The organism is Kamptonema formosum PCC 10802 (genome assembly GCF_000332335.1).
Taxonomy (GTDB): Bacteria; Cyanobacteriota; Cyanobacteriia; order Cyanobacteriales; family Oscillatoriaceae; genus Oscillatoria.
In genome coordinates, this window is the sequence record NZ_KB235948.1 from 1,236,468 (window position 1) to 1,236,927 (window position 460).

The window sequence follows — 460 nt, forward strand, 5'->3', positions numbered from 1 at the left end:
GACTGTCAGGGTAAAGGTGGAATCAGCAGTCGCACCGGCACTATCCGTCGCCGTTACCAATACGCTGATATCGCCCACATCCTCATTGGCGGGAGTGCCTTCGAAGGTGCCGGTGGCGGTGTCGAATGTCAACCACGCCGGCAAGGCGGAGTTATCGGCAAGCGTCGCATTATACGTCAAACTGTCGCCGGCGTCAACATCGGCGAAGTTGCCGGTGACATCCAGACTGAAGGCGCTGTCTTCTGTCGCCGACTGGTTGCCAATGCCGGTGGTGGTTGGCGCGTCGTTAGTATTGGCGACTGCCAAGTCAAACGTCGCATCCACAAACGCACCGGCACTATCCGTCGCCGTTACCAATACGCTGATATCGCCCACATCCTCATTGGCGGGAGTGCCTTCGAAGGTGCCGGTGGCGGTGTCGAATGTCAACCACGCCGGCAAGGCGGAGTTATCGGCAAGC

At 59.1% G+C, this 460-nt stretch carries 1 protein-coding gene; it reads right to left on the reverse strand.

Going from position 1 to position 460, the window contains the following annotated elements:
* On the reverse strand, window positions 1-460 hold a 460-nt coding region (locus OSC10802_RS57180; RefSeq protein WP_044169971.1), incomplete at both ends, for a putative Ig domain-containing protein.